Raw genomic sequence first — 22,467 nt, forward strand, 5'->3', positions numbered from 1 at the left:
CGGCGATGGGCGAACTAATCTAATGCTCGTGACCCGCGCCGAGCCTGCCACCAGCACCGCTACCGAGCCCGCGCCGGAATCGGCCTTCCGGCGTCGGCTCCTGGAAGTCATGGCCGAGGCCGTGCGCGAGCGCGGCTACCGCGAGACGACCGTGGCCGACGTGGTCCGCAATGCCCGCACCTCACGTCGCACCTTCTACGAGCACTTCGACAGCAAGCAGGACTGTTTCATCGCCCTGCTCACCGAACGCAATACCGAAACCGTCCAGCAGATAGCCGAAGCCGTCGACCCGTCCGCCCCCTGGCGCACCCAGGTCCGCCAAGCCATACACGCCTGGATAGACTCCTCCGGTCAGGACCCCACCATCACCCTCGCCTGGATCCGCGACACCCCCGCCCTCGGCGAAGCCGCCGCCAAACTCCACCACGGCGCCGGTGAAGCCTTCATAGACCTCATCCAAAGACTCACCGCCACTTCCGGTTTCGAAGCCCCCGGCGTCCACCGCGTAGACCGCCGAACCGCAGCCTTCCTCTACGGCGGCTTCCGCGAACTCATAGCCTCCACCGTCGAAGCAGGCGAAGACATCCGCAACATCATCGACATCGCCGTCGACAACGCCATCGCCGTCGTAGGCCCCCGCTACCAGCACCCCGACGAACCAACCCACCAGAGCTGAGCACCCAGTTTCGGCGATGCGGCTCAAGGGAGCAGGTTGCGGTGTTCCTCGACGAAGCGGAGGGGTTCGCGGCGGTCACCGGAAAGTGGTTGCAGGAGAAAGGTTGTGACTCCGGCCTCGGCGTAGGCGGCGAGACGGTCCCGTATCAAGGGGCGCGGGCCGACCAGCGAGATCGCGCGGACGAGGTCGTCGGGGACGAGCGCGGTGGCCTCGGATTTCTTGCCTGCGAGGTAGAGCTCTTGGATGCGGTCGGCGATGTCGCCGAAGCCGTAACGGGCGGCCACGTTGCGGTAGAAGTTGCGGGTGGGGGCGCCCATGCCGCCTACGTAGAGGGCCAGTTGTGGTTTTACCGAGGCCAATCGGTCGTTTACGTGGTCGCCGATGGCCAGGGGTGCGCTAGCCATGATGTCGAGCGGGCCTAGGGACGGATCACGTTTGGCGTAGCCTGCGCGGAGTGAGTCGCCCCAGAGTTGGTCGAACTTTTCGGGATCGAAGAACACTGGCTGCCAGCCTTCGGCGATCTCGGCGGTGAGTTCGACGTTCTGTGGGCCGAGGGCCGCGATGTGGATGGGGATGCGGTCTCGGACAGGGTGGTTGATCAGGTACAGGGGTTTGCCGAGGCCGGTGCCGCGGTCGGGTGGCAGGGGGAGTTGATAGTGCTTGCCGTCGTGGACGACTCGCTTTCGCCGCCATACCTGGCGGCAGATGTCGACGATCTCGCGGGTGCGGTCCAGGGGGGGCGTCGAAGGGGACGCCGTGGAAGCCCTCCATGACCTGGGGGCCGGAAGTGCCTATGCCCAAGCGGAATCGGCCGTCGGAGATGTAGTCGAGACCGGCGGCGGACATGGCGAGGAGGGTGGGGGTTCGGGTGTAGATGGGGACTACGCCCGAACCGAGTTCGATGCGGGAGGTTTTCGCCGCCAGGAAGCCCAGTTGGCTGATGGCGTCGAAGGCGTAGGCTTCGGCGACCATGACGATGTCGGCGCCGAGGCGTTCGAGTTCGACGACCGTGTCGACGGCCTCGAGGAAGTCGTCGGCGTAGTTCAGGAAGATGCCGGTCCGCACGGATGGGCTCCGGTCAGTCGGCGCCCCAATGCTGTTCCATGAGAACGCCGTTGGCGGCCAGCCAGGCTACCGGGTCGATCTTGCTGCCGTTCTGGTCCCAGATCTCGAGGTGCAGGTGCGGGCCGGTGGATTGGCCGCGGTTGCCGACGGAGGCGATCACATCACCGGCGTTCACGCGCTGGCCGACCTGGGCGTAGATGTCGTTGACGTGGCCGTAGACCGCGGTGGTGCCGTCGTCCTGGAGGACCCGCACCCACAGGCCGAAGCCGGAGGCCGGACCGGCTTCGACCACCGTGCCGCCCATGGCGGAGTGAATCGGGGTGCCCAGGGCGTCGGCGATATCGACGCCGTAATGGAATGAGCCCCAGCGGTTTCCGAAGCCGGAGCGATGGCGCCGCCCACCGGCAGGACGGCGGGCGGGGCCGAGATCTGCGGCAGGGCGGGCGCGAGGGGGGCCAGTTGCTCCTGGAATCCCTTGATGGCCTGCTCGGCTTGCGCGAGCGGGCCGCGGATCTCCGCGGGGAGGTTCGCCAATCCGAACGGCGCCTCGACCGGCGCCGCGGCGGGCGCGACTTCCTGTGCGGCATCCGGTATTTCGGGAGCGACTTCCTCCACGGGCGGCGCGGCGGCGGCCGGTGTCAACTGCACGCTGGTGGCGAGCAGGGCGCCCGCGGCGACCGCGGCGCCGGACACGGAACGCGCTCGCCACGACGGACCGGTCTCCGCGCGATGGCTTGTCGCGGAACCGGTGTCGATCGCGCCGAGGAGGTCCTGGACGGACAGGGAACCGGGGGTATCTCGATGAAGCGGCACAGCACGTCCTAGGTGGATCAGCGGAGTCCTGCGGAACTCCGGCCAACGTTCGATTCTTTGGAGGGTCGACGTTTCAAAAAACTGTACCCAGCCGTGATCATTTCGTTGCCGTTTCCTCGAAAATGTCTCGAACGAGCCGGTGTCGGCATTACCTCCCACGTAATCGACGCAGGTCCCGGGCCCGTCCGATCATGTTGCGGACGAAAGGATTTTCCATGACCGCGACCGCGTCCCATGCCTTCGACGCCGATACCGCGAGCACCCGCCTCGGCGACCACGACTACGCCCTCGAGGTATCCGAGCGCTGGAAGACTTTCGGCGGCAATGCCAATGGCGGCTACCTCATCGCCGCCTGCCTGCAGGCGCTCCGCCACGAGATCCCGCAACCGGACCTGCTGTCGGCCTCCGCCCACTACCTGCGCCCCGGCAGTACCGGCCCGGCCCGCATCCGCACCGATGTGGCCCGCATCGGGCGCCGCACCGGCACCGGTCTCGCCGTCCTCACCCGCGACGACCGCGAGATCATCCGCGTCCTGGCCACTTTCACCGATCTCGCCGCCGCTGACGGCCGCACCCTGGTCCGCAACGACCCGCCGAATCTGCCCGCCCCGGAAGAGTGCGTCGACCCGATGGCTGGCATGGGCCCCGCCCCCGGCGGCGCGACCATCGCCGACCGCGTCGAGTTCCGCCTGCCCGAACTCCCCGGCTTCTGGCGCGGCGTGCCGGGCGGCACCACGAGCGTCGAATGCTGGACCCGCTTCACCGACGGCCGCCCCGCCGACCCCATTGCTCTGGCCCTGCTGGTCGACGCCGCCGCGCCGGTCGTCTTCGATCTCGGTGTCCCCGGCTCGTCCACCATCGAGGTCACCGTCCACATTCGCCGCCGCCCCGCCCCGGGCTGGCTGCGCTGCCGCATCGTCACCAACTACCTCATCGACGGCTTCCACGAGGAGGACTTCGAAATCTGGGATTCCACCGGCGCTCTGGTGGCCCAATCCCGCCAGCTCGCTCTCATTCCGTAGGGCGTGACCCGCGCCACCTCGGCTCTCAGGACGTTCTCAGCGCCATCTACGTACTTACTCAGTAGATTTTCTACTATGGAAGTACGTAGATAGTTTCGGTGCGAGTGAGCAGAGAGGCAATGGCGCCCATGCGGAGAAGTCGATCGAATTCGGTGCTCAGGAGATCCGCGATCATTGTCGGACAGGTCGCGGGTGCGGCCGCCGCGGCGGCCGTGCTGGCGGGTCCGGCCATGGCCGAGCCGCTGTCGCGGACTCGCGGCCGGGTCCCGGTGCCTCGCAACGGGATACGACCGGGGCACACGCGATCGACCCACTCGGCAACCACCACCGCGATGCGAATCCGCTGGATCAGATGGACCACGCGAACGCGCTGCGCGACTACTTGGCCCGGACCGCACCGCAACCCGAGCGGAACGAGTCCACCGGCGGCGGCACGAGTGCGACGTTGACCAGGACGCAGTCGCCCGACGGCGGCGGCTGGGCCGTGTGCCGACCGCAGGCGGCGTGGTGCTGACCGGCGGCCCGGTGGCCACGGTGGCGTTCGCGGCGCTCGGAGGCGTGCTGATTCCCTTCGCCGCGCCCGCCGAGGCCGAGGGACGAGCGACGGTTCCGGTCAGCGGATGTCTCTGGGCCGGAACGGCTTACGCGCCAGGAACCGGCATCGTCGCGGGCGGTGACGAATACCGATGCGGCACAAGGGACAGCGACCCGTACTGGTTCCGCGGCGCTGCCACGGACCGACCCGCCACGGTGTCCAACCCGGGCGCCGCCACGGCGCCCGCAGGTCGATTCAGCGCGGGCGCACGGCAGCCCGGCACCAGCTACACCGACTACTGCGTCGGCGCCCAGCTCGTCCCCGGCGCCTACGGCGTCTACCAGGTCGTCCGGCACGCGAACGGCAGTCTGCAATGGATGCCCGCCGCCGTATCGACCTGGTCCTTCGACGGCCAGGCCCAGCCCGGACCGACCTGGCGTTCGGCGAGCCTCTGTATCGACGGCAACCTCACGTAAAGCCGGGAATCGCACGCCCCGCGGATTCTTACACGCTTTTGCCATTGGCTTGCGGTGGCTCTGACGTGCGGTGCGCAAGATCGCTCTCGACATTCCGGTCAGGTGCCGGAAGCGGGATCGAGAAGGTGATCTGTATGCGCGGGGTTGTGCGTTCAGCGGTGGGCCTGGCCTTGGCCGCCGTCCTGGCGGGCGGGGTGATCACGGGATGCTCCAGCGGGGAGACCGCGGTCGCCGCGCCGGAATGGTGCCCGACGGTCGCGGGGCATCAGGTGGATTGCGGTGTGGTGCAACGGCCGCTGGTCGAGGGAAAGCCGGGCCTGGGCCAGGTCGACGTGCACTATGCGCTGATCCGGCAGGGCAATGGCGACGCCCCGAACCAGGGAACCATCGTGCCGAATCCCGGCGGGCCCGGCGTGCCGCTCATCTCGCACGCGGCCGAGGCCGTGGCGCTCTCGCAAGGAGTGCTCGACGATCACTCGCTGTTGCTGATCGATCCGCGCGGGACCGGGCTGTCGAGCCCGCTGGATTGCGGTGTGGGCGAAACGGATTTCCAGTTCGGCACCCGCGAGGAGCAGCGAACGGCGGTGGGGCGCTGCGGTGAACAGCTGGGGGAGCGCGCTGCCGGGTACACCTCGGCGGCCACGGCCGACGACTTCAATGCCGTGCGAGCGCATCTCGGCATTCCGAAGGTGGTGCTCTACGGCATCTCCTACGGCACCTACCTGACCCCGGTCTACGCCCAGCGGCACCCCGAGACCGTGCAGTCGATGGTGCTCTCCGGCGCCTACCCCCACGATTTCGATCGCTTGCAGCGCCCGAACGGCGAGGCGGTTTCGATTGCGCTGCAACGGATTTGCGAACGCAGCGGGGCCTGCGACGGCAATACCGCGGTGGCGGACCTGACGACGGTGCTCCAGCGGTTGCGCACGCAGCCCATCACCGTGGAATCGACCCGCCCGGTGCTGCTGACCGAGGGCAAGCTCGGCAACCTGATCTTCGAGGCCGCCACCTCGAATGTCGGTGCGAACCCCCAGGCCATGACACCGCTGGGCAGCCTGCCCGCGGCCCTGCATGCCGCGGCGCGCGGTGACGACGGCAAGCTGGCCGAATTCGTGAAGGCCACGACGGCCGATCCCGCCTACGAGAACATCAGCGCCTATGTCACGGTGACCTGCAACGACTACGCTCCGCTGTGGTCGCCGCGGGCGAGCATCCCGCAGCGCGAACAGCAGTACCGCGAGGCCCTGGCCCAGGCCCCGGCGGGCATCGGCGCGTTCAGTGCCGAAGGCTGGGGTGAAGCACAGCGCGACGGCGGCGATTCGTGCATCCGCTGGCCCGGCGTGCAGGACCACCTGCGCCCCGATCAGGTGACCGACCCCATGCCCGATGTGCCGGTTCTCGTGATCTCCGGTGACCTCGACGCCATCACCCCGGATGCGAACGGCAAGCTCGCCGCCGCCAAATTCCCGCGCTCGACCTTCATTTCGGTCCCCAATACCGGTCACGTGCCGGACATGGAACCCAGCGGCTGCGTCGTCGGCATCATCAGCGAATTCATTCGCACCGGCGCAACCACCGCCACCGACTGCGTGGCCGCGATTCCGCCCATCGCGGTGGCTCCGGTCACCAACTGAGCGGGCCGATCTCGATGACCGCAGCCACCACCGACGACAATAGCCCGGTGATTGCCGCAAACTCCCCGAGACCCGCGCCGCTGGTGCTCATCGTCGAGGACGATCCGAACGTGCGCTCCACCCTGGATCAGCTGCTGCGCTTCGAGGGCTACCAGGTGGTGCTCGCCGCCGACGGCCAGCAGGCCCTCGAAGTCCTCGAACGGCAGCGCCCGGACCTGGCGGTGGTGGATGTGGCCATGCCGCGCCTGGACGGACTGTCGCTGTGCCGGATGCTGCGCCGCCGCGGCGACCGGCTGCCGATCCTGGTGCTCACCGCCCGGCACCAGGTCGGCGACCGGGTCGCCGGGCTCGATGCCGGGGCCGACGACTACCTGCCCAAACCCTTCGACACCGAGGAACTGCTGGCGCGGCTGCGGGCGCTCTTGCGCCGCAGCGCACCAGATCCGGGCCAGGACCCCGATGACGGGCTGCTCGTCGTCGCCGATCTGGTGCTCGATCCGGCGGCCAGGGAGGCCCGTCGCGGCGGTGAACTCCTGGAACTGACCCGCACCGAATTCGACGTGCTCGAACTGCTCATGCTCAACGAACGCGTCGTGCTGTCGAGAAGCCGCATCTACGAACACATCTGGGGTTTCGACTTCGACACCGAATCCCGCTCGCTGGATGTGTACATCGGCTACCTGCGCCGCAAGACTGAACAGCACGGCGCGCCCAGGCTCATCCACACGGTCCGCAATGTCGGCTACACCGTGCGGGTGCCGTGATGTTGCGGGCACGTCTGACCGCCGTCGCGGTCGCCGCGGTGATCACCGCCATCCTGGTCTCGGTGATCACCGCCTACCGTAGTGTCTCCCCGGTGGTCGCCGCCGAAATCGATCGCGGCCTGTCCGACCGCGCCGATACGGTGCTGGCCATTCTGGACGCGGGCGCGGCACTGCCCGTCCGCCCGGACATGACCGAGCAACTGCTGCTTCCGGACGGCACCGTGCGGCCCCTGACACCGGGCCGCGCACCACTGCCGGTCACCGACGCCGACCGCGCCATCGCCGCCTCCGGACACGGCTCGGCCGATACCGAGATCGTCATCGACGGCATTGCCTACGGCGTGCTCACCAAGGCCCGCCCGGGCGGCGGGGGCGCGGTCATGGTCAGCCAGAACTACACCGAGGTCGAACGCATCGACAATGAATTCCTGTGGCGCACAGCGGGAATCACCGCACTCGCGGTCCTGGCGGTGGGTGTGCTGAGCTGGCTGCTGATCGGCCGCATCCTGCTCCCCATCCATCGGCTCGCCACCGCGACCCGCCGCATTGCCACGACCCAGGACCTGTCCACCCTGCTACCCGATCCGGGCAGCGGCGAGGTCGGCGACCTCACCCGCAGCTTCAACACCATGCTCGCCGCCCTGCGCATGTCGCGCGCCCAGCAGCAACGCCTCGTCCAGGACGCGGGCCACGAACTGCGCACCCCGCTGACCTCGGTGCGCGGCAGCGCCGAACTACTGCAACGCGCGCGCGGCAAACTCAGCCCCGCCGACGAAACCCAGGTCCTGACAACCCTTGTCCAAGAAGCGAAAGCCCTCGACGCCCTCGTTGGCGAACTCGTCGACCTGGCCACCGATCAGCACACGGCCGAAGAACCCGCCGCCGTAGCCCTGGCCGACCTCGCCGAGGATTGCGCGCAGCGCTTCCGCCGCCGCACCGGCCGCACCATCACCCTCACCGCCGACTCCCCGGCGACGGTGACCGCCCGCCCGCAAGCCCTGGCCCGCGTCGTGGACAACCTCCTGGACAACGCCACCAAATACAGCCCGCCCGACACCGCGGTCGCCATTCACATCGACGGCACCCGCCTAGCCGTGCGCGACCACGGTCCGGGTATCGATCCGGCCGACCGCCAGGCGATTTTCGACCGCTTCTACCGCGCCGATCGCACTCGCTCCACACCCGGTTCGGGCCTGGGTCTGGCTATCGTGCACGACATCATCGCCGCCCACGACGGAACCGTTTTCGCCACCGATCACCCCGGCGGCGGCGCGGAAGTCGGATTCCGCCTCCCACCCGGCACCGCGTAAACACTTACCAATGTGCCATTGATAAGTGGCACATTGGTAACTGATTCTCTAGACATGACGAGAACAGGGTCAACGGCGACCTTCGGCTCGGCGAAGGTCCCCGCAACAGCTTCGCGGCAAGCGAGGGTGGCGGCAAGCGAGGGTGGCGGCGGCCGCGTCGGTGGTCGGCCTGCGACGGATCAATGGCGTACTACCGCCCAATCGGGTGGGAACCCAGGCTGGGCGCGGGCTGATCGCCGGTGTCATGGCCGCCTTCGGGCCGCCGCTGCCGGGCACCCGGGTCACGCGGGTGCGAACGGGTGCGGTGCGGGGCGAATGGGTCCGGGCGGCCGGTGTGGCGCACGGTGAACGGGCCATCTATTACATCCACGGCAGCGGATATGTCGTCTGCTCGGCGCGTACGCATCGGGGGCTGGCCTCGCGACTGTCGAAAGTGACCGGGCTGCCGGTCTTTCTGATCGATTACCGGCTCGCGCCCGAACACCGGTTTCCGGCCGCGGCCGATGATGTCGAGGCCGGGTATCGGTGGCTGCTCGCACAGGGGTTCCGGGCGGAGAACCTGGTGATCGGCGGGGATTCGGCGGGCGGGCATCTGGCGCTGGATCTGCTGTTGCAGAACTCGCGCGACGAAACGTCGCAACCCGCGGGCGTTTTCATGTATTCGCCGGTCATGGATCTCACCCTCGGCTTGGCCGAGCGCCGCGACCGCGAGCTACCCGACCCCATGGCTCCGGCGCCGGTGGGACGGCGGCTCATCGAGCTCTATACCGAAGGGCAACCGGTGGATTCGCCGCGCTTGCGGCTGCGCATACCGCCGGAGGCGGCGCTGCCGCCGCTGCTGGTGCAGGCGAGCGCGGGGGAGATGCTCGCCGATGACGCCCGGCAGTTGCACGAGATGGCGGTCGCCGCCGGTGTGCGCTGCGATCTGGAGCTGTGGCCGGGGCGCATTCACGTCTTCCAGGCCCTGCCGCTGCTGGTTCCCGAAGCGGCACAGGCGCTTCGGCGCACCCGGGACTTCGTCGCGGCCGCGCTGGCCGAAGCGGATGCGCCGATCCGGGCGGAGGTGGGTTGATATGGGAATTCTCGACAGTGTCCTGCCGGTCTTCGTCGACCGGCGATCGGTGGGCGCCAAAGCGGTCGTGACCGGTGCGGGCAGCGGAATCGGCCGCGCCTTCGCCCTCGAAATCGCCGCGCGCGGCGGTGAAGTTCTGTGCGCCGATATCGACAAGGACCGCGCCGACGACACGGTGCGGCTCATCGAACGCACCCACGGCCGCCGCGCCTACGCGGTGTTCTGCGATGTGGCGCGCCGCGAGGATGTGGAGAGCATGGCCGCGCATGCCGAACTGGCCTTCGACGGCCCGCCGACGCTGGTCGTCAATAACGCCGGTGTCGGCATCAGCGGAAAACCGTTGGGCGACATCGGGTTCGACGATTGGCAGTGGGCTCTCGGCATCAACCTGTGGGGCGTGGTGCACGGCTGTGAGATCTTCGCGCCGCAACTGCGCGCGGCCGGTGGCGGCGGCATCATCAATGTCGCCTCCGCCGCCGGATTCGCCGCCGCGCCCGGGATGGCCGTCTACAACGTGTCCAAGGCCGGGGTGATGTCGCTGTCGGAGACCCTGGCGGCCGAACTGTCCGGCACCGGCGTCGCGGTCACCGTGCTGTGCCCGACCTTCGTCAAGACCAATGTGGTGCGCGACGGTCGGATCGGCGCGGCCTCCTCGCGCCTGGCGGACGAGCTCATGCGCCGGACCGGGTTTACGCCCGAGCGGGTCGCCCGCACCACCCTCGACGCCCACGATCACGGCCGCCTCTATGTGCTGCCGCAGCTGGACGCCCACGCCGTCTGGCTGCTCAAGCGGCAGTTCCCGGCCCTCTACACCCAAGCCCTCGGCGTACTGAATCGCCCATTACCGCAACAGGACTCGGCCGAAACAGGGGCACGTTTCGAGAAGACAGGAGCCTGAGATGTCCTTCGACTTCGACACTATGCTGGCCAAGATCGCGTCCCGGCAGTGGGCGCTGGCCGATATCGACTGGGACGCACCGGGCGCCGAGCTCATCGAGCCCGAATTGCACGCCAAGCTGAAGCCGTTCATGGCCGATCTCATGTGGATCGAGAATGTCGGCGCGCGCGGCTTCGCGGCCATGGCGCAGAAAGCGCCCACGGAGACGCTCAAGCAGATCTACAAGTACTTCCATGCCGAGGAACAGCGGCACGCCAATGCCGAACTGGCCCTCATGCGGCGGTGGGGCATGCTCGACGGCGACGAGATCCCGGAGCCGAATATCAATGTGAAGCTCGTCATCGACTTCCTGGACAAGCACGCCGACGATATGTCGCTGTCGTTCCTGGGCACCGTGATTCCCATGCTCGAGGTGGCCCTGGACGGCGCGCTCATCAAGTTCATCACCGACGAGATCTCCGATCCGGTCGCGCAGGAGGTGTTCAAGAAGATCAATGCCGACGAATCCCGGCATCTGGCCACCGATTACGCGGTCATGGAGCTGCTCGGGCACGCCACCGTGCGCAAGCTCGCCATCGACCTGGTCGGCGGCTGGGCCAAACCGTCGTTCATCGTTGGCGTGCTCAGCTATGTGCCGCTGCTGAACAAGATGCGCGACAACATTGTCGAGATGGGCGTCGACGAGGAGAAGCTGTACGCCGCCATGCGCCGGTTCCGGGCGGTGGGGGAGCGCACGCCGATCGCCAATCGGGTGCCCATGTACCGGATCGTGAAGATGCACGCCAGCTGGGTGATCGACCGCGACCATCCCTATCATCTGTTCGCCGACGCCATGGTCGGGCTGACCGCCCGCATTCCGGAGCGCTTCCTGAAAGCACAGCCCACGTGGTCGAAGGAACTCACCTACGAGCCGGTCGCATGAGCCCCGCGGCGAAGCCACTGGACGTGGCGATCATCGGCGCCGGATTCGCGGGCATCGGCGCCGCGATCCGGCTGCGGCAGAAGGGCATTACCGAATTCGCGATCTTCGAGCGGGACAGCCGGGTGGGCGGCACCTGGAGCGACAACACCTATCCCGGTGCGGCGTGCGATATTCCGTCGCGGCTGTACTCGTATGCGTTCGCGCCCAATCCGGAGTGGTCGCACACCTACTCCGGCAGCGGGGAGATCCTCGGCTATATCGAGGCCATGGTGGCGGAGTTCGGCATCGGGCCCAGCATTCGATTCGGCCACACCGTGTCGGGGCTGGAATTCGACGAGGCGAGCGGGCTGTGGGAGATCCGCTTCGCGGAGGCGCGGCGAAAGGTGAAGGCGCGCAGTGTCGTCGTCGCCTCCGGGCCGCTGTCGAATGCGAGCCTGCCCGATATTCCGGGCATCGAGACCTATGAGGGTCACAAGATTCACAGCGCGCGCTGGGATCACGACTACGACTTCACCGGCAAGAAGGTGGCCGTGGTCGGCACCGGAGCCAGTGCGGTGCAGATCATTCCGGAACTGGTCGAGCGGGCGGCGTCGGTGAAGGTCTTCCAGCGCACCCCCGGCTGGGTGCTGCCGCGGGTGAACCGGCGCACCACTCCGCTGACCAAACAGCTGTACCGGCAGGCGCCGGTCACGCAGAAGCTGGCGCGCGACGCCTGGTTCTGGGGGCACGAGTCGGTGGCGCTGGGCGTGGTGTGGAATACCCCGCTGACCCGGGTGGTCGAATCGGTTGCCCTGCTGCACTTGCGATCCCAGGTCGGTGATCCGTGGTTGCGCCGCCAGCTGACACCGGATTTCCGGGCCGGATGCAAGCGCCTGCTGATCAGCAACGACTACTATCCGGCGCTGCAACGCGAGAACTGCAAGCTGGTCACCTGGCCCATCGCGCGGCTGTGCCCGCGGGGCATTCGCACGGCCGAGGGCATCGAGCACCGCTTCGACTGCATCGTGTTCGCCACCGGCTTCGACATCTCCAAGACCGGTGCGCCGATTCCGATCACCGGGCGCGACGGGCGCGTACTCGGCGACGAATGGCGCAGGGGCGCTTACGCCTTCAAGAGCGTCGCGGTGGCAGGCTATCCGAATCTGTTCCTCACCTTCGGGCCGAACTCCGGACCGGGGCACAATTCGGCGCTGGTCTACATGGAGGCGCAGATCGAATACCTCACCGACGCCATCGGCGTACTGCTGGCGCGGGATCTGCGCATGCTGGAGGTGCGCCGCGACCGGCAGGACCGCTACAACGCGCGCATCCAGCAGCGGCTGCACGCCACCACCTGGAATTCCGGCTGCCGCAGCTGGTATCTCACCGAGGACGGCTTCAACGCCACCATGTACCCGGGCTTCGGCACCCAGTTCGTGCGGCAGCTGGCTCGGGTCCGGCTCGAGGACTACGTCCTCACACCCCGGGACTCGGCCGCCGCCCCGAGCGCCACGCACGGAACAATCCCCGCTCTCGGCTAATGTCGACACGAGGTGTGCCGCCCATGCCCTCGGTGCTCACCCGCACCGGGGCGTGGGCGCTGCGCATCATCGACCGGCAACCGCGAGGCAGGGAGGGCGAGACCAGGATGGCGGAGTACCGCATCGACGATCTCGCCCGTGCCGCCGGCACCACCACCCGCAATGTGCGGGCCTATCAGGAACGCGGCCTACTACCCACGCCCACCCGCCGCAGCGGCCGCGCCCTCATCTACGACGATTCCCACCTAGCCCGCCTGCGCATCATCGACTCCCTGCTGCAACGCGGCTTCACCACCTCCCATATCGCCGACTTCATCACCAGCTGGGAGACCGGCAAGGATCTCAGCGAAGTCCTCGGCCTGCAACAGGCCGTCACCGCCACCTGGGGCAAAACCGAAGAGCCCCTGGAGGTTCCCCGCGAACTGGTCGACACCTTCCTGGGCGGCCCGGACGGAGCGCCGGTCACCGGCAGCGAACTCGAGCGCCTCGCCGAACTCGGTCTGGCCCGGCTGCACGACGAGACCGTCGAATTCACTCAGCCCGAAATGCTGGAAACCTTCGCCACCCTGCACGAGTACGGCTACGGCCTCAACGGCCTCATCGACGTCTACGCCGCGGTGGCCGCCCGTGTGGAGGACATCGCCCGCGCCATGGTGACCGCGGCCAAGAATCAGATCGTCGCCGACCACGGCCCCGGCTGGCTGCCCGACTCCGACGTCAAGGTAGCCGCCACCACCAAGATGCTCAACCACCTCCGTGAACTCAGCGTCACCGCCGTCCAGCACAGCCTCGCCCAAGCCCTGGACAAGACCTTGCAGCGCGAACTGGGCGCCTACCTGGAAACGGCCGGCCAACAACGGGGCGCCGCGAAACCGCCACCCGAGTAGCCCACGCGATTTCGTGGCGGCCGTGGCCACCGCCGGGCAGGGTATGTCGAGAACGGCTCGCTAGCTCCGTCCCTGTGGTGGATGGCGGCCGACGGGGTCGCACGGACGGAAGGGAACCCGCAATGACGCTGCTGCGCATGGACAACGTGAGCATTGTCATCGAAGACATGGACGCGACCATCGCGTTCTTCGTCGAACTCGGATTGGAAGTGGAGGCGCGGATGGTGCTCGAGGCCGATTGGGCCGATCGCATTGTCGGGCTCGACGGCCAACGGGTCGAGATCGCGATGCTGCGGACTCCGGATGGACACAACAAGCTCGAGTTGGCGAGCTATCTGAAACCGGCGGCGGTCGCCGGTCAGCCCGACGCGCCGGTGAACACACTCGGTATCCGCCGCCTCATGTTCGCTGTCGAAGGGATCGACGATGTACTGGCCCGGTTGCAGGCCCGGGGCGCGGCATTGGTCGGCGAGCTCACCCGCATCGAGGACAGCTGGCTGATGTGCTATCTGCGCGGCCCCGAGGGCATCCTCGTCGGGCTCGCGGAGCGCATCGGGTAGGCCCGCCTCGAGACTTCGTCGAGGCCAGCACCGCATGAAATCCCGAAATGGTGGTAGTTCCGTCGAAAGGATCAGGGAACGAGGAGGACATCATGACGGTAAGCAATCATCGCGGTACCGACGGCCTGCGCCGACTCGCATGCGGTGCAATCCTCGACGGCAGCCCGGCGTGGGAGATCGACGTGCGGACCCGCACCGGGACCGAATACGAAGTCGAGGTCGATGCCATGACGGGCATGGTGATCTCGATCGAGGAGAGCGCCGCCTGATTCCGGCTGGGCGGGCGGCGAATACGACCCGGGAGGTGCGAAATGCCCGAGGAATGGACCGATAAGCAAGAACGCCAGTACGAGCACATCAAGGATTCGGCCGAGGACCGCGGCGCGAGCAAGAAGCGCGCCAAGGAGATCGCGGCGCGCACGGTGAACAAGAACCGCGCCCAGGCCGGGCAGACCACGACGGCCAGCCGCACCTCGATCGAGGACAAATCCCCGCAACAGCGCGGCGGGCAGCGCTCGGGGCGTCAGGGCCCGAAGGGGCCGACGCGCGATCAGCTCTACAACGAGGCCAGGAAGAAGAACATCGAAGGGCGCTCGAAAATGACGAAGGCCCAGCTGGCGAAGGCGCTGGGCAAGGCCTGAGCCGAATCGCGGCGGGGGGAGCGCCCGGCGATTCCCGAAGCCCTGCGAAAGTAATTGTGGCGCTCTATAATTCGCCCCCGAGAGAGCCATAGTCCGGGCGCCCGGAGCTGTTCGCCCACCCATCGATACCGGTCGTGGACCGGGAGGGAGCAGTGCTCGTGGGCAGCTTCGATCTGGACGGCCGGGTCGCGCTGGTGACCGGCGGAACGCGCGGGATCGGATTGGCGACGGCGCGGGCGCTGCGGGCGCGCGGCGCGGACGTGACCATTGTCGGCCGCGATCCGGACAATGCGGCGGCGGTCGCCGCGAATGTGGGCGACGGTGTGCTCGGCCTCGGTGCGGATGTCGCGAATCGGGAGGCAATGCGGCAGGCGGTCGAGGAGACCGTCGCGAAATTCGGGCGATTGGATGTGGCGGTCGCGAATGCGGGCGTCACCGCCAAATTGGCGACGGTGCGCGGTATACGCCCCGAGGAGTTCGAGAATGTCGTGCGGGTGAATCTGCTCGGCGCCTACAACACCGCCCATGCCGCGCTGCCGCACATTCTCGAAGGGCGCGGGCATATTTCGCTGGTCGCCTCGATCTACGCCTTCACCCAGGGCGCGTTCGTCGCGCCCTATGCCGCCAGCAAGGCCGGAGTCGAACAGTTCGGGCGGGCGCTGCGGGTGGAATTGGCGCCGCACGGGGCGAGCGCCTCGGTCGTGTATTTCGGCTTCGTCGACACCGATATGGTCCGCTTCGACGAGTCCACCGATCCGCTGGGCGTGCGCGGCACCAGCCTGGTGCCGTGGCCGCTGAATCAGCGCCTGACCCCGGAACAAGGCGCCGAGGCGCTGGTGCGCGGTATCGAGCAGCGCGCCGCCCAGGTTGTCGCACCCCGGCAATGGGAAGCGCTGTCCCTGCTGCGCGGCGTGGTGAATCCCGCCGTCGACTTCGTCATGTCGCGATTACCACTGATCAGAGACCTGGTCAAAGAAGGAGACCGAGCGAATTCGGAGCCCCGGCCCTCGACCTGAGACACGCCGCAGCAGTCCGCGACCCCGCCCGCGGGACCTCCCGACAGGCGCACACGGGCGTTTGATCCCAACCGGGTGCGGCAATAGTCGCGGATACCTGGAATAGTTGGGGCGGAACGCACAGAGACTGAGGCGAAAGCGGGGAAATTGGTGGCTTCGACAGATGGTGTGAGCACGGTCAGCACGGCGAAGGAGCCGGCACCCAGCACCCTCGAGCGCGATGTCCAGACCCTGGAGAAGGCGATCTACGAAGTCAAACGGGTGATCGTCGGTCAGGATCGGCTGGTCGAACGGTTGCTGGTCGGCGTGCTCGCGCGGGGTCACGTACTGCTCGAAGGTGTTCCGGGCATTGCCAAGACCCTCGCTGTGGAGACCTTCGCAAAGGTGGTGGGCGGCAGCTTCTCCCGCGTCCAGTTCACCCCGGACCTGGTGCCCACCGACCTCGTGGGTACGCGCATCTACCGCCAGGGGCGCGAGGAGTTCGATACCGAACTCGGCCCGGTCGTCGCGAACTTCGTCCTCGCCGACGAGATCAACCGCGCGCCCGCCAAGGTGCAGTCGGCGCTGCTCGAGGTGATGGCCGAGCGGCACGTGTCCATCGGCGGCAAGACCTATCCGATGCCGAATCCGTTCCTGGTCATGGCGACCCAGAACCCCATCGAGAGCGAAGGCGTGTACCCGCTGCCCGAGGCGCAGCGCGACCGCTTCCTGTTCAAGGTGGTCGTGGACTACCCCTCCGTCGAGGAGGAGCGCGAGATCATCTACCGGATGGGCGTCACACCGCCGGAGCCCAAGCGCATTCTCGATCCGGAGGAGCTGGTGCGGCTGCAGCAGCTGGCCGCCAGCACCTTCGTGCACCACGCGCTGGTCGACTACGTCGTGCGCGTCATCGCCGCCACCCGCAAGCCCGCCGAATTCGGCATGAACGATGTGGCCGGGTGGATCGCCTACGGCGCGTCCCCGCGCGCCAGCCTCGGCATCATCGCCGCCGCCCGCGCGGTGGCGCTGATCCGCGGCCGTGACTATGTGGTCCCGCAGGACGTCGTCGAGGTGATTCCGGATGTGCTCCGGCATCGCCTGGTGCTGTCCTACGACGCCCTCGCCGACGAGGTCAGCCCCGATGATGTGATCCGCCGCGTGCTGCAGACCGTGGGCCTGCCGCAGGTGGCCGCGCAGGCCGTCGCGCCCGGCGGTTCCGCCGCGCCCGCCCCCATGCCCGCTCCGGCTGCCGCGCCCGCCGCCCCGGCCATGGGCCCGCACGGCGGCATTCCGCAGCCGCCGCAGAGCGCCCCGGCCGTCCCGCAGCCGCCCAACGGACAGATGCCCGGGGTGCCCGGCCAGCCGCAGCCCAAGTGAGGCGCGAGCCTCGGAATAGGTTGCGCCCGTGACGATGTCATCCCCCAGCGGTTCCTCACACGCCCCGCCCTCCTTCCGGGCGGGGGAGCTGACCGACCCGCGGTTGTCGGCTGCGTTGAAGACCCTCGAACTCACCGTGCGCCGCCGCCTCGACGGCGTGCTGTACGGCGATCACCTCGGCCTGATTCCGGGCCCGGGTTCCGAACCCGGCGATGCCCGCATGTATCAGCCGGGTGACGATGTGCGGCAGATGGATTGGTCGGTCACCGCCCGTACCACCCATCCGCACGTGCGGCAGATTATCGCCGACCGTGAACTGGAGACCTGGCTGGTGGTGGACCTGTCCGCCAGCCTCGACTTCGGCACCGCCGCCTGCCAGAAGCGTGATCTCGTCGTGGCGGCCGCCGCGGCGGTCACGCATCTGACCAGCGGCGGCGGTAACCGGATCGGCGCGGTCGTCGCCAATGGCGAACAGCTGATTCGCATTCCGGCCCGCAGCGGCCGCGTGCACGCGCAGACCATGCTGAAGAAGATCGCCACCACCCCGCACGCCCGTGACGGCGTGCGCGGCGATCTGCAGGGCGCCATCGAGGCCCTGCGCCGCCCGCAGCGCAAACGCGGTCTGGCCGTGGTCATCTCCGATTTCCTGGGCGCCATCGACTGGCAGCGCAGTCTGCGCGCCATTTCCGGGCGCCACGATCTGCTCGCGGTCGAGGTGCTCGACCCCCGCGATATCTCGCTGCCCGATATCGGCGATGTGGTGCTGCACGATCCGGAAACCGGGCGCACCCGCGAGTTCAGCACGACCCCCGCGCTGCGCGCCGATTACGCCAAGGCCGCGCAGAAGCACCGCGATCAGGTCGAACTGGCGCTGCGCAGCTGCGGTGCGCCGGTCATGGAACTGCAAACCGATCGGGACTGGATCGCCGATGTGGTCCGGTTCGTGTCCACCCGGCGCCATACCTTCGGCGCCCCGAATGCCGGGAGGGTGCCGCGCCAGTGAGCATTTCGCATTTCACCTCGCAGTATTGGCTGGCCTTCCTGATCGTGGTCGCGCTCATCGCGCTGATCTACGTGCTGGTCCAGCAGCGGCGGCGCAAGCATGTGCTGCGCTTCTCCAATATGGAGATGCTGGAGAAGGTCGCGCCCAGCCAGCCCGGCCGATTCCGGCATGTGCCGATCGCGCTCATGCTGGTCGGCCTGGTTTTCCTGACCGTGGCGGCGGCGGGTCCGACCGCGGCCAAGAAGGTTCCACGCAACCGTGCAACCGTGGTGCTGGTCATGGACGTATCACTGTCCATGGAAGCCACGGATGTGCCGCCCAGCCGCCTCCAGGTCGCGCAGAAGGCGGCCAAGGAATTCGCCGACGGGCTCACGCCCGGAATCAATCTGGGCCTGGTGACCTTCGCGGGCACCGCCTCGGTGCAGATGTCGCCGACGACCAACCGGGAAGCCGTCAAGGCGGCTATCGACAACATCAAGCTGTCCGAGCGCACCGCCACCGGTGAGGGCATCCTCGCCGGATTGCAGTCCATCGATACGCTCGCCTCGGTGCTGGGCGGTGCGGAGACCCCGCCGCCCGCGCGCATCGTGCTCATGTCCGACGGTAAGCAGACCGTTCCGGACGACAAGGATGTCGACAATCCCCGCCACGGCTTCACCGCCGCGCGTCTGGCGAAGGAGAAAGGCATTCCGGTCTCGACGATTTCGTTCGGCACCACCTGGGGCACCGTCGAGATCCCGGACCAGGACGGCAAGGGCTCGCAGCGGGTGCGCGTACCCGTCGACGACGACGCGCTGCGCGAGATCGCGCGACTCTCCGGTGGAGACTTCTACACTGCCTCCAGCCTGGAAGAGCTCACCGCGGTCTACGACACACTCGAGCAACAAATCGGCTATGAGATGACGATGGGTGATGCGAGCCGGCCGTGGCTGCTGCTCGGTCTGCTGCTGACCGCCTCCGGCGCGGTGACCGCCCTGCTCTATCGTCAGCGTTTGCCGTAAACGCCGTAACTGCCCGTAAATCGGTACCGCGCGCCGAGTCCCGAACACGAACAGATAGGTTTGCTTCTATGTCGAACATCACACCCCGGTCGGTACTGGTGACCGGCGGAAACCGCGGCATCGGCCTCGCGGTTGCCCAGCGCCTGCTCGCCGACGGCCACAAGGTTGCCGTCACGCACCGCGGTTCGGGTGCGCCCGAGGGCCTGCTCGCGGTTAAATGCGATGTGACCGATACCGAATCGGTCGAGCAGGCATTCTCCGAGGTCGAGGCGAAGCAGGGCCCGGTCGAGGTCGTCGTCGCGAATGCGGGCATCGTGGCCAACACGCTGCTCATGCGCATGAGCGAGGACCAGTTCACCGATGTCATCGACGCCAACCTGACCGGCGCCTGGCGAGTCGCCAAGCGCGCCAATCGCGCCATGCTGCGCGCGAAGTGGGGCCGCATCATCTTCCTCGGCTCGGTCGTGGGCCAGGGCGGCGCTCCCGGCCAGGTCAACTACGCGGCCTCCAAGGCGGGCCTGGTGGGCATGGCCCGCGCCATCACCCGCGAGATCGGTTCGCGCAACATCACCGCTAACGTGGTGGCGCCCGGCCTGATCGATACGGATATGACCCGCGACGAGATGACCGACGAGATGCGCGAATTCGCGCTCAAGGTCATCCCGGCCGGTCGCATGGGCCAGGCCGACGAGGTCGCCGCCGCGATCAGCTTCCTCGCCTCCGACGACGCCTCCTACATCTCCGGCGCGATCATCCCGGTCGACGGCGGAATGGGCATGGGCCACTAGGCTTTACCGAATTCGACCCATCTCCGGGGTCCTCGGGCGCGAAGCCCCTGGAGAGGTTCCGCGACACAGATCCGGCCCGCTCTCGGGGGTTCGGGGTGGAGCCCGTGAGAGTCCCGAGAGACAGATCCGGCCCTCGGGGGTTCGGGGGCGAAGCCCCTGAGAGCCCCGAGAGTTGGGCCCCCGCCACTACTTCGAACGAGGAGAAGCGACCAACCCATGGGTGGATTGCTCGAAGGCAAGACCGTACTCATCACCGGCATCATCACCGACTCGTCCATCGCCTTCCATGCCGCCGCCAAGGCGCAGGAGCAGGGCGCCAAGGTCCTGATCACCGGGATTCCGGAGCGGCTGCGGCTGATCGACCGGATCGCCAAGCGCCTGCCGCAGGAAGTGCCCCCCGCCATCGGCCTCGACGTCACCAGCGAAGAGGATCTGGCGGCCCTGCCGGAGAAGCTGCGTGAGCTCGCCCCCGAGGGCGTGGACGGCGTCCTGCACTCCATCGCCTTCGCCCCGCGCACCCTCATGGGACCGGAGGCCAAGCCGTTCCTGGACGGCCCGGGTCCCGACGCCGCCAAGGCTTTCGAGATCTCGGCCTGGAGCTACGCCTCCCTCGCCCGCGCCGTGCTGCCCGTCATGAACGAGGGCGGCTCCATCGTGGGCATGGACTTCGATCCGCGCACCGCCATGCCGTACTACAACTGGATGGGCGTGGCCAAGGCCGCCCTCGAGGCCGTGAACCGCTATGTGGCGCGGGAAGTGGGCGAGGCCAAGAAGATTCGCTCCAACCTGATCGCCGCCGGTCCCATCAAGACCCTCGCCGCCAAGGCCATCGCGGGCACCGCCACCGATGACGCCAAGCAGCTGAACATGCTGAACACCTACTGGGACGGCGCATCTCCCATCGGCTGGGATGTCGACGACCCGACCGTGGTCGCCAAGTCCGTGTGCGCGCTGCTGTCGGACTGGCTGCCCGGCACCACCGGCTCGATCATCTACGTGGACGGCGGCGCCAGCCACAACACCTGGTTCCCCGCGGACGGCTTCGCCGCCAACGGATCCGCCGCCCACTGATTTCGAAGGAGTTCTGTCGTGGCCGCCGCTGAGCAGGTGGAAGCGCTGCTACTGCTGTCTTTCGGCGGCCCCGAACGCCCCGAGGACGTGATGCCGTTCCTGGAGAACGTCACTCGCGGCCGGGGCATACCTCCGGAGCGCCTCGCCGAAGTCGCCGAACACTATCTGCACTTCGGCGGGGTCTCGCCCATCAATGCGTTGAACCTCGACATCATCAAGGCGATCGAGGCCGAATTCGCCGCGCGCGGTATCGATGTGCCGGTCTATTTCGGCAATCGCAACTGGCATCCCATGGTCGAGGCCACCGTCGAGCGCATGCGCGCCGACGGAATCCGTTCCGCCCTGGTCTTTCCCACCTCCGCGTGGGGCGGCTACTCGGGCTGCAAGCAGTACCACGAGGACATCGTCCGCGCCCGCGCCGCGGTCGCCGACGCCCCGGATCTGGTGAAGCTGCGCCAGTATTTCGATCACCCGCTGTTCATCGACGCCTTCGCCGACGCCATTCGCGCGGCGGTCGCCGAGATTCCCGCGGACCGCCGGGACCGGGTGCGGCTGGTTTTCACCGCCCACTCCATCCCGATCTCGGCCGACAATGCCTCCGGCCCACCGGAAGTCACCGGTCTCTACAGCGCCCAGGTCGCGGAGGCTGCCCGATTGTGCGCCACCGCAACCGGTTTCGATGACTACGACGTGGTCTGGCAGTCGCGCTCCGGCCCGCCGCAGATCCCGTGGCTGGCCCCCGATATCGTCGACCACCTCGATGCTCTCCATGAGCAGGGTGTCGACGCGGTCGTGGTCTGCCCGGTCGGATTCGTCTCGGACCACCTCGAGGTCATCTGGGACCTGGACAACGAGGCGAAGGCCCGGGCCGCTGAGCTGGGTATGGCCTTCGCCCGCGCCGCCACCCCCGGCCCGGACCCGCGTTTCGCCCGCATGGTCGCCGATCTCGTCGACGAATACCGCAAGGGCGCAACACGGCTGCGCCTGAGCGCGACCACGAGCCTGGGCTGCACCGTGAACGGCGCCCCTTGTGTGGTCGGCTGCTGCGAACTGCCCGCCCGGCCCGCGCGGTCCTGACCGTTCCGACCATCCTGACCTGGCGTTTGTACGCAAAGTGTTGACAGGTTCGTGGTACCGGACCACGATCTTCTGTGCACCGTTGTCTGAACGGTTGCTGCGAGAGTTCCGTTGGTGGTTCATGTGCCCGCTCAGGCCGGGCCGAATCGAATCGTACGGAGGTTTCGATGTCACAGCGCAGCAAGGCGAAGGCGAAGGGCGGCAAACACGCCGCGGGCCGACGCGACCAGGCCGGTCAATCCATGCAGGGCCAACAGTCGATGCAAGGCCAGCAGCCCATGGAACGCGACGAGCAACTGGTCGCGGCCGGGTCCGGTATGGCAGGCAGGCACAATAAGAAGTCCGCGAGGTAGCAGCCGC

24 protein-coding genes and 1 pseudogene are annotated in these 22,467 nt (G+C 68.0%); 23 read left to right on the plus strand and 2 right to left on the minus strand.

Going from position 1 to position 22,467, the window contains the following annotated elements:
- Nucleotides 1–28: 28 nt before the first annotated feature.
- Nucleotides 29–676 carry a TetR/AcrR family transcriptional regulator gene (locus NC4_RS12645; RefSeq protein WP_245721653.1) on the plus strand — a complete coding sequence of 216 codons (648 nt, stop codon included), beginning with the start codon at nt 29–31 and terminating at the stop codon, nt 674–676.
- A 23-nt stretch (nt 677–699) separates the two neighbouring features.
- Here the strand turns inward: NC4_RS12645 and NC4_RS12650 are convergent.
- Together NC4_RS12650 and NC4_RS45115 are read right to left on the minus strand one after the other, a co-directional pair.
- Nucleotides 700–1,741 (minus strand): annotated as a pseudogene (locus NC4_RS12650) (LLM class F420-dependent oxidoreductase).
- A 13-nt stretch (nt 1,742–1,754) separates the two neighbouring features.
- Nucleotides 1,755–2,045 (minus strand): M23 family metallopeptidase, encoded by a 291-nt coding sequence (locus NC4_RS45115; protein ID WP_439957500.1) that lies wholly within the window; start codon nt 2,043–2,045, stop codon nt 1,755–1,757.
- A 724-nt stretch (nt 2,046–2,769) separates the two neighbouring features.
- On the opposite strand from NC4_RS45115, the gene NC4_RS12660 reads away from it, so the two are divergent.
- From NC4_RS12660 to NC4_RS12760, 22 genes are all read left to right on the plus strand, one after another.
- Nucleotides 2,770–3,576 (plus strand): thioesterase family protein, encoded by an 807-nt coding sequence (locus NC4_RS12660; RefSeq protein WP_067536886.1) that lies wholly within the window; start codon nt 2,770–2,772, stop codon nt 3,574–3,576.
- A 352-nt stretch (nt 3,577–3,928) separates the two neighbouring features.
- Nucleotides 3,929–4,090 (plus strand): hypothetical protein, encoded by a 162-nt coding sequence (locus tag NC4_RS40140; RefSeq protein ID WP_157554626.1) that lies wholly within the window; start codon nt 3,929–3,931, stop codon nt 4,088–4,090.
- Complete coding sequence (locus NC4_RS12670; protein ID WP_157554628.1) at nt 4,063–4,587, plus strand: hypothetical protein; 525 nt, start codon at nt 4,063–4,065, stop codon at nt 4,585–4,587. The genes NC4_RS40140 and NC4_RS12670 overlap by 28 nt, the downstream gene beginning before the upstream one ends.
- 134 nt (nt 4,588–4,721) lie before the next feature.
- Nucleotides 4,722–6,221, plus strand: coding sequence for an alpha/beta fold hydrolase (locus tag NC4_RS12675; protein ID WP_067536892.1), 1,500 nt, complete (start codon nt 4,722–4,724; stop codon nt 6,219–6,221).
- 14 nt (nt 6,222–6,235) lie between these two features.
- The gene (locus tag NC4_RS12680; RefSeq protein WP_084528970.1) at nt 6,236–6,985 is read left to right on the plus strand and encodes a response regulator transcription factor; all 750 of its coding nucleotides are present in this window, start codon (nt 6,236–6,238) and stop codon (nt 6,983–6,985) included.
- Entirely contained in the window at nt 6,985–8,295 is a 1,311-nt protein-coding gene (locus NC4_RS12685) for a HAMP domain-containing sensor histidine kinase (protein ID WP_084528972.1), read from the plus strand. The genes NC4_RS12680 and NC4_RS12685 overlap by 1 nt, the downstream gene beginning before the upstream one ends.
- Nucleotides 8,296–8,437: 142 nt before the next feature.
- On the plus strand, nt 8,438–9,367 hold the full coding sequence (locus tag NC4_RS12690) for an alpha/beta hydrolase (RefSeq protein WP_067536898.1): 930 nt from the start codon (nt 8,438–8,440) through the stop codon (nt 9,365–9,367).
- A 1-nt stretch (nt 9,368) separates the two neighbouring features.
- A complete protein-coding gene (locus NC4_RS12695) occupies nt 9,369–10,265 on the plus strand; it encodes an SDR family NAD(P)-dependent oxidoreductase (RefSeq protein WP_067536900.1) in 897 nt (298 codons plus the stop codon).
- 1 nt (nt 10,266) lies between these two features.
- Nucleotides 10,267–11,187 carry a ferritin family protein gene (locus NC4_RS12700; RefSeq protein WP_067536902.1) on the plus strand — a complete coding sequence of 307 codons (921 nt, stop codon included), beginning with the start codon at nt 10,267–10,269 and terminating at the stop codon, nt 11,185–11,187.
- The gene (locus NC4_RS12705) at nt 11,184–12,707 is read left to right on the plus strand and encodes a flavin-containing monooxygenase (RefSeq protein ID WP_067536904.1); all 1,524 of its coding nucleotides are present in this window, start codon (nt 11,184–11,186) and stop codon (nt 12,705–12,707) included. The genes NC4_RS12700 and NC4_RS12705 overlap by 4 nt, the downstream gene beginning before the upstream one ends.
- A gap of 23 nt (nt 12,708–12,730) precedes the next feature.
- Nucleotides 12,731–13,594: a MerR family transcriptional regulator gene (locus tag NC4_RS12710; protein ID WP_439957501.1), complete on the plus strand. Its 864-nt coding sequence runs from the start codon at nt 12,731–12,733 to the stop codon at nt 13,592–13,594.
- A gap of 122 nt (nt 13,595–13,716) precedes the next feature.
- On the plus strand, nt 13,717–14,154 hold the full coding sequence (locus NC4_RS12715; protein WP_067536906.1) for a VOC family protein: 438 nt from the start codon (nt 13,717–13,719) through the stop codon (nt 14,152–14,154).
- A 92-nt stretch (nt 14,155–14,246) separates the two neighbouring features.
- On the plus strand, nt 14,247–14,423 hold the full coding sequence (locus NC4_RS38905; RefSeq protein ID WP_169814783.1) for a PepSY domain-containing protein: 177 nt from the start codon (nt 14,247–14,249) through the stop codon (nt 14,421–14,423).
- Nucleotides 14,424–14,465: 42 nt separating this feature from the next.
- Nucleotides 14,466–14,795, plus strand: coding sequence for a plasmid stabilization protein (locus NC4_RS12720; protein WP_067536908.1), 330 nt, complete (start codon nt 14,466–14,468; stop codon nt 14,793–14,795).
- A gap of 158 nt (nt 14,796–14,953) precedes the next feature.
- On the plus strand, nt 14,954–15,811 hold the full coding sequence (locus NC4_RS12725) for a short-chain dehydrogenase/reductase (protein ID WP_067537960.1): 858 nt from the start codon (nt 14,954–14,956) through the stop codon (nt 15,809–15,811).
- A 168-nt stretch (nt 15,812–15,979) separates the two neighbouring features.
- Nucleotides 15,980–17,167 carry an AAA family ATPase gene (locus NC4_RS12730; protein WP_084528978.1) on the plus strand — a complete coding sequence of 396 codons (1,188 nt, stop codon included), beginning with the start codon at nt 15,980–15,982 and terminating at the stop codon, nt 17,165–17,167.
- A 34-nt stretch (nt 17,168–17,201) separates the two neighbouring features.
- Nucleotides 17,202–18,170 carry a DUF58 domain-containing protein gene (locus tag NC4_RS12735; RefSeq protein WP_067536913.1) on the plus strand — a complete coding sequence of 323 codons (969 nt, stop codon included), beginning with the start codon at nt 17,202–17,204 and terminating at the stop codon, nt 18,168–18,170.
- Nucleotides 18,167–19,171, plus strand: a complete 1,005-nt coding sequence (locus NC4_RS12740; RefSeq protein ID WP_067536915.1) for a VWA domain-containing protein — start codon at nt 18,167–18,169, stop codon at nt 19,169–19,171. The genes NC4_RS12735 and NC4_RS12740 overlap by 4 nt, the downstream gene beginning before the upstream one ends.
- A gap of 68 nt (nt 19,172–19,239) precedes the next feature.
- On the plus strand, nt 19,240–19,959 hold the full coding sequence (fabG1, locus tag NC4_RS12745; RefSeq protein ID WP_067536918.1) for a 3-oxoacyl-ACP reductase FabG1: 720 nt from the start codon (nt 19,240–19,242) through the stop codon (nt 19,957–19,959).
- Between the two features lie 216 nt (nt 19,960–20,175).
- Complete coding sequence (gene inhA / locus NC4_RS12750; protein ID WP_067536921.1) at nt 20,176–21,030, plus strand: NADH-dependent enoyl-ACP reductase InhA; 855 nt, start codon at nt 20,176–20,178, stop codon at nt 21,028–21,030.
- An 18-nt stretch (nt 21,031–21,048) separates the two neighbouring features.
- Entirely contained in the window at nt 21,049–22,107 is a 1,059-nt protein-coding gene (locus NC4_RS12755) for a ferrochelatase (RefSeq protein ID WP_067536923.1), read from the plus strand.
- A 167-nt stretch (nt 22,108–22,274) separates the two neighbouring features.
- Nucleotides 22,275–22,460 carry a hypothetical protein gene (locus NC4_RS12760; protein WP_067536926.1) on the plus strand — a complete coding sequence of 62 codons (186 nt, stop codon included), beginning with the start codon at nt 22,275–22,277 and terminating at the stop codon, nt 22,458–22,460.
- Nucleotides 22,461–22,467: the final 7 nt, after the last annotated feature.

The organism is Nocardia crassostreae (genome assembly GCF_001613405.1).
In the GTDB taxonomy this organism is placed as follows: Bacteria; Actinomycetota; Actinomycetes; order Mycobacteriales; family Mycobacteriaceae; genus Nocardia; species Nocardia crassostreae.